The organism is Protofrankia sp. CiP1_Cm_nod1 (assembly GCF_920888515.1).
Classification (GTDB): domain Bacteria; phylum Actinomycetota; class Actinomycetes; order Frankiales; family Frankiaceae; genus Protofrankia.
In genome coordinates, this window is the sequence record NZ_CAKKTM010000440.1 from 1 (window position 1) to 4,954 (window position 4,954).

Here is a 4,954-nt window from a genome sequence, read left to right on the forward strand (position 1 = left end):
CACCAGGCCCGGGTAGGCCCGACCGGGCAGCGCCGCCGCCCGCCACCCGGCGGCCGCCGCCGGCCGCGAGCACGGCAGCCGGCCGAGCAGGGCCCGGGCAACCTCCGGGAAGCACAGGGTGCCGTAGACGAACAGCTCGGACGGCCCCACGCCCGGCCTCAGGCGACCGCGTCCAGTTCGGCGCGGGTGAGGACCGGATGCAGGGTGAGGCCGAGGGCGGCGAGAGTTTCCCCGCCACCCTCCTGGCGGTCGATCACGCACAGGACGTCCTCGACGAGAGCGCCCTGCTCCCGCAGCACCCGGGCGGCTTCCACGACGGCGCCACCGCTGGTCACCACGTCCTCCACCAGGACGACCCGCAGGCCCGCGACGTCACCGCCCTCGGCGGTGCGGCAGGTGCCGTACTCCTTGGCCTTCTTGCGGACGAACCGGGCCGGCAGCCCCGTGCGCTGGGACAACAACGTGACCAGCGGAATCCCACCGAGCTCGAGGCCGGCCAGCACGTCGGTGGCCACGGGCAGCAGCGGACGCATCGCGTCGACGACGTCGGCGAGCAGCACCGGGTCGGCCTCGAACAGGTACTTGTCGAAGTACTCCCCGCTGGTCCGGCCGGAGCGCAGCCGGAACTGCCCGGTCAGATGGGACGCGGCCCGGACGCGGGCGGCAAGCGTGCCGGTATCACCCATGCCTGCGGACTCTATCCATCCCGGCGCCGGTCATCAGGGTGGAAGCTCGCCGTCCCGTGCCGGAAGAATGGTCCCGCGCCGGAAGAACGTCTGCCCCAGGACGGCGTCCATGCAGGGGCCGTGAAGAAACGCGGTGAAGAAACATCGCGATATGGATGCGTTCCGCTACCGGGCGACCACCTGGAGGTCCACCGTGCGCCCGTCAGGGTCCCGCAGGAGATGGCGGCCGGGTGGCAGCTGGAGACCGGTCGCGCCCGGATCCGCATCCACCGTGAGGCCCAGCCGCAGACGGCCGGTCGGCGGCTGCGACCGAGCGGGGTAGAACTCCAGCACGCCGCCGTCCGAGAGGGTCGCGGCCAGGTGCTCGGGCCCCGGGCCGTGGCGTTCCCGCACCAGGCGCAGCCCGAGCCCACGGTAGAACTCCTCGCAGGCAGCCAGGTCAGCGGTGTAGATCACCAGAAGACTGATCGCAGACGTCACCATCGCCGCATTTTCGGGCCCAGCCGGCGCCCCGCGTCGACGGCAACGACGTCGCGGCCCGGGAGCGGACCGAGGCGGCGCCGCGCCTCGGCGGGGACCAATGATCGCGTGCATGAATTGTGCACGAGCTACCGGCAACAGCCATGATCATCCGGGACCGGTCGCGGGCCTGAGAAAGGCCCTGGAGTGCTCTCCAGGGCCTGTGGCACAGCATGTTCCGGGTGGATCCGGGGGTGGTGGCAGGTGTTGGGTTCGAACCAACGTAGGCTGAGCCGGCGGTTTTACAGACCGCTCCCTTTGGCCACTCGGGCAACCTGCCGTTGGTGGACAGCATACGGGATGCGGCGAGCCGTTCGACGCCCCCCTCCTACCGCGGACGCCATCCCCGGTCGTCCGCCGTCCTGGGCAGACCGGGCTGGCACCGGGCCAGCACCGAGCCGGCGGCGAACCGGCGGCGAGCGGGCATGGCGAAGCCGCGACAAAGCATGAGCAGGCCGGCTTTGGCTCTCGTCGACCGCGGCCATCCAGCCATGCTGGAGTCCGGGCAGACTCGTGCCCGGACGTCGTGTGCCCGCGCGGCGTACGGGCCGCGGGCACACCGGTCCGCGCCGGGGCCGCGGGCAGCCGGGGCGACCGGCAGGCAGGCAGACAGCCCGCGGAGCGGGCGGTCCCGCGGACCAGGCAGGCTGGGCGGACCAGGCGGCCTGACGGACCGACAGGCTGCCAGAACGGGCAGAACAGGCAACGCGGCAGGCAGTGACAGACAACCGCAGACACCGAGGAGGCGCTTCGTCGTGGTGGACCCGTCGTTCGACATCGTGAGCAAGGTCGACCGTCAGGAGATCGACAACGCGATCAACCAGACCACCAAGGAGGTGCGGACCCGTTTCGACTTCCGCGACACGGCCGCGTCGGCGACGTGGTCGGGTGAGTCCATCCTGCTCACCGCGAACACCGAGGAACGGGTCAAGGCGGTGCTGGACGTCCTGCAGGAGAAGTGGGTCAAGCGCGGTATCTCGCTCAAGGCTCTGGAGCACGGCGAGCCCACTCAGTCCGGCAAGGAGCACAGGCTGGTCGTGACCGTCCAGCAGGGCATCGCCGACGACAAGGCCAAGGCGATCTCCAAGAAGATCCGGACCGACGGCCCGAAGGGGGTGCAGGCCCAGATCCAGGGGGACCAGCTGCGCGTCACCGGCAAGAAGCGGGATGACCTTCAGCGGGTTATCCAGCTGCTCAAGGAGACCGACTTCGGGGTGCCGCTCCAGTTCGTCAACTACCGCTAGCCTGCCGAAACAGCGGCTGGATGATCGACAACCGGGCATATTCCGCAAATAAGGATGCACCCCGCCCGATGGGGGGTTTCGGGCGGGGTGCCGCACGGCGAGGCCTGGGGGGTTGCCTCGCCGCGAGTCCGCGGTTGCGCGCCTACGGGGTCTGGGCCCTGAGGTTCCCGACCGGTAGCCCAGGGAGGTACCGGACCCGTGGCTCAGGCATTTTCAGAATACGACCCCTCCTCACTCGGATTCAACGGTAAGGGTCGATCCGGGCCATCTCCTCCAGCCGCTCGATCCGACGCTCCATCGGCGGGTGGGTGCTGAACATCCGGCCGAGGCCACCGCCCCGGAACGGGTTGGCAATCATGAGCGAGGACACCGGCGCCAGCTCGGAGCTCTGCGGCAGCGGCCGGGCCGCCGTGGCAGCCTGCAGTTTGCGCAGCGCGAGCGCGAGGCCCAGCGGGTCGCCGGTCAGCGTTGCGCCGGAGGCGTCGGCCTGGTATTCCCGGGCCCGGCCGATCGCGAGCTGGATGACCGCCGCCGCGATCGGTCCCAGCACGATGAACAGCATGATCTCCAGGAGGCCCGGACCGTCCTCGTCGTCCCCACGGCCCAGCCCGAAGAGGGCCGCGAACTGCGCGAAATGCGCCAGGTAGACGATGACGCTCGCGAGCGCCCCGGCGACGGACGCGATGAGGATGTCCCGGTTGTGGACGTGACTGAGCTCGTGGCCCAGGACCCCGCGCAGCTCGCGGTCGTCCATGATTTCCAGGATTCCCACGGTGCAGCAGACCGCGGCGTTGCGTGGGTTACGGCCGGTCGCGAATGCGTTGGGTGCCGCGGTCGGGCTGATGTAGAGCCGTGGCATGGGCATCCGCGCCCTGGTAGCGAGTTCGTGGACGATCGCGTACAGGCGCGGCTGCTGGATCTGGCTGACGGGATAGGCCCGCATCGCGCGCAGGGCCAGCTTGTCCGAAAAGAAGTACGAGACGCCGTTGACACCGAGGGCGAAAATGAGGGCGATCAGCAGGCCATGGCTCCCGAACAGAGAGCCGACAAGCAGAATCACCGCGGACAGTACGCCTAGCAGGACGGCGGTCTTCAGCCCGTTGAAGTGGCGGTGGGACATGGAGTCGGTGTCCTGTCGTCTCGAGGGTTGCGTCCATAGCAACGCCCGGATCGACCAGGAGCGTTCCCACCACACGTGGTCACCAATCGCAACACCTTACTCACAGAACCGCCAACGGCAGCATCAATGACCCACCGGCTGCCCGGATCCGCCGCTCCCCCGCCGATCCCTGGCCGGCCCCGGCCGCTCCCCGGTGGCGCTACCGCTCGGGCTTGCCGACGCAGCCGCCCGACGAGTTGCCCGACGAACTGCCCGACGGGGCGTACCGGTGGCGGCACCGGCCCGCCGACCAGTGTCCGGTGCCGTCGAAGTACCCGCCCCGCCCGTCGGCGTCCGGTCCGCGCGGGCTCTTCACCCGTGGGGCTCCCGTCCGTGAAGGCCCTGCCCGGCAGAACTCCGCGTGACGGGACTCCGCCCGACGGAGCTCTGCGTGCCAGGGCTCTGCATGACGGAGCTCCGCGTGCCAGGGCTCTGTGGGGCCGGGCCCTGCCCGCCGGCCGCGCGGAGGACGTCGCGGATGCCACCGGCCGGTTCGCCGCCGCCCAGCCCCGCCCGCTCGAGCTGGTCCACGGTGAGGGCCGCCAGGGCCGCGTACACCGATGCCACCGCCTGGTCACGCGCCGCGAGGGCGTCCAGGTGCGCCCGCACCGTCCCGGCGTCCCCACGCCGGACCGGGCCGGTCAGCGCCGCCGGGCCACGCTCGACGGCACCGCGCAACGACCGCTCCAGCAGCGGCGCGACAGCGTCCGCCGGCTGGTCGACGCCGAGAGCCGCCAGTAGTTCCACCGTGGCCGTGACCAGCGTCGCCAGGTAGTTGGCGCCCAGGACGATGGCGGCGTGGTAGGCCGTGCGGGCCTGCTCGGGCACCGGGACGACCCGGCCGCCGACGGCGGTCACCAGGGCGTTCGCGACCGACCGGGCTCCCGGGTCAGCGGTCACCCCGAAGCCGGCGCCCACCAGCCGGCTCGCGTCGTCGTCGGCACCGCTCAAAGTCATGATCGGATGTACTGCCGCGCGCAGCGCCCCGTGGGCGAGCACGGGGCGCAGGATGCCCGTGCCGTGCCGTCCGCTGGCGTGCGCGACGACCTGCCCGGCCCGTAGGACGCCGGCGGCGGCGATGCTTCTAGCGACATCTTCGATCGCATCGTCGGAAACTGTAAGAATAATCACATCCGATGCTTCGGCCACCGATGCCGGCGTCCCGATCGACGCCGCCGGGAAGCGGGCCCGGGCCCGCTCCAGGGCCGTCGCGGAACGCGCGTGCACCGCGACCACCGGCCAGTTGGCGCCCGACAGCGCCGTCCCGAGGGCGCTGCCCGCCCGGCCGAGGCCGACGATCCCGACCCGCGGCCCCGCCGCCGCGGGCACCGGCCCGCCCGCGGGCC

Annotated in this window: 6 protein-coding genes and 1 tRNA gene; 1 reads left to right on the forward strand and 6 read right to left on the reverse strand. The window is 71.5% G+C overall.

Annotation, left to right across the window (positions count from 1 at the left end; all coding sequences use genetic code 11):
- From NBX02_RS20015 to NBX02_RS20030, 4 genes are all read right to left on the reverse strand, one after another.
- Positions 1 to 162, reverse strand: a 162-nt coding sequence (locus tag NBX02_RS20015) for a gamma-glutamylcyclotransferase (protein ID WP_250292550.1), incomplete at its 3' end; no start/stop codon positions are given.
- Positions 159 to 686, reverse strand: a complete 528-nt coding sequence (gene pyrE / locus NBX02_RS20020; RefSeq protein WP_250287235.1) for an orotate phosphoribosyltransferase — start codon at positions 684 to 686, stop codon at positions 159 to 161. The genes pyrE and NBX02_RS20015, both read right to left, overlap by 4 nt.
- Before the next feature lie 165 nt (positions 687 to 851).
- Positions 852 to 1,169 carry a VOC family protein gene (locus NBX02_RS20025; protein WP_250287236.1) on the reverse strand — a complete coding sequence of 106 codons (318 nt, stop codon included), beginning with the start codon at positions 1,167 to 1,169 and terminating at the stop codon, positions 852 to 854.
- A gap of 231 nt (positions 1,170 to 1,400) precedes the next feature.
- Positions 1,401 to 1,485 (reverse strand) — tRNA-Tyr (locus tag NBX02_RS20030).
- 475 nt (positions 1,486 to 1,960) lie between these two features.
- Here NBX02_RS20030 and NBX02_RS20035 point away from each other — a divergent pair.
- A complete protein-coding gene (locus NBX02_RS20035) occupies positions 1,961 to 2,449 on the forward strand; it encodes a YajQ family cyclic di-GMP-binding protein (protein ID WP_250287237.1) in 489 nt (162 codons plus the stop codon).
- A 241-nt stretch (positions 2,450 to 2,690) separates the two neighbouring features.
- Here the strand turns inward: NBX02_RS20035 and htpX are convergent, their stop codons facing one another.
- Together htpX and NBX02_RS20045 are read right to left on the reverse strand one after the other, a co-directional pair.
- Positions 2,691 to 3,569: a zinc metalloprotease HtpX gene (gene htpX / locus NBX02_RS20040; protein ID WP_250287238.1), complete on the reverse strand. Its 879-nt coding sequence runs from the start codon at positions 3,567 to 3,569 to the stop codon at positions 2,691 to 2,693.
- 351 nt (positions 3,570 to 3,920) lie between these two features.
- Positions 3,921 to 4,954, reverse strand: a 1,034-nt coding sequence (locus NBX02_RS20045; RefSeq protein ID WP_445548544.1) for a Rossmann-like and DUF2520 domain-containing protein, incomplete at its 5' end; no start/stop codon positions are given.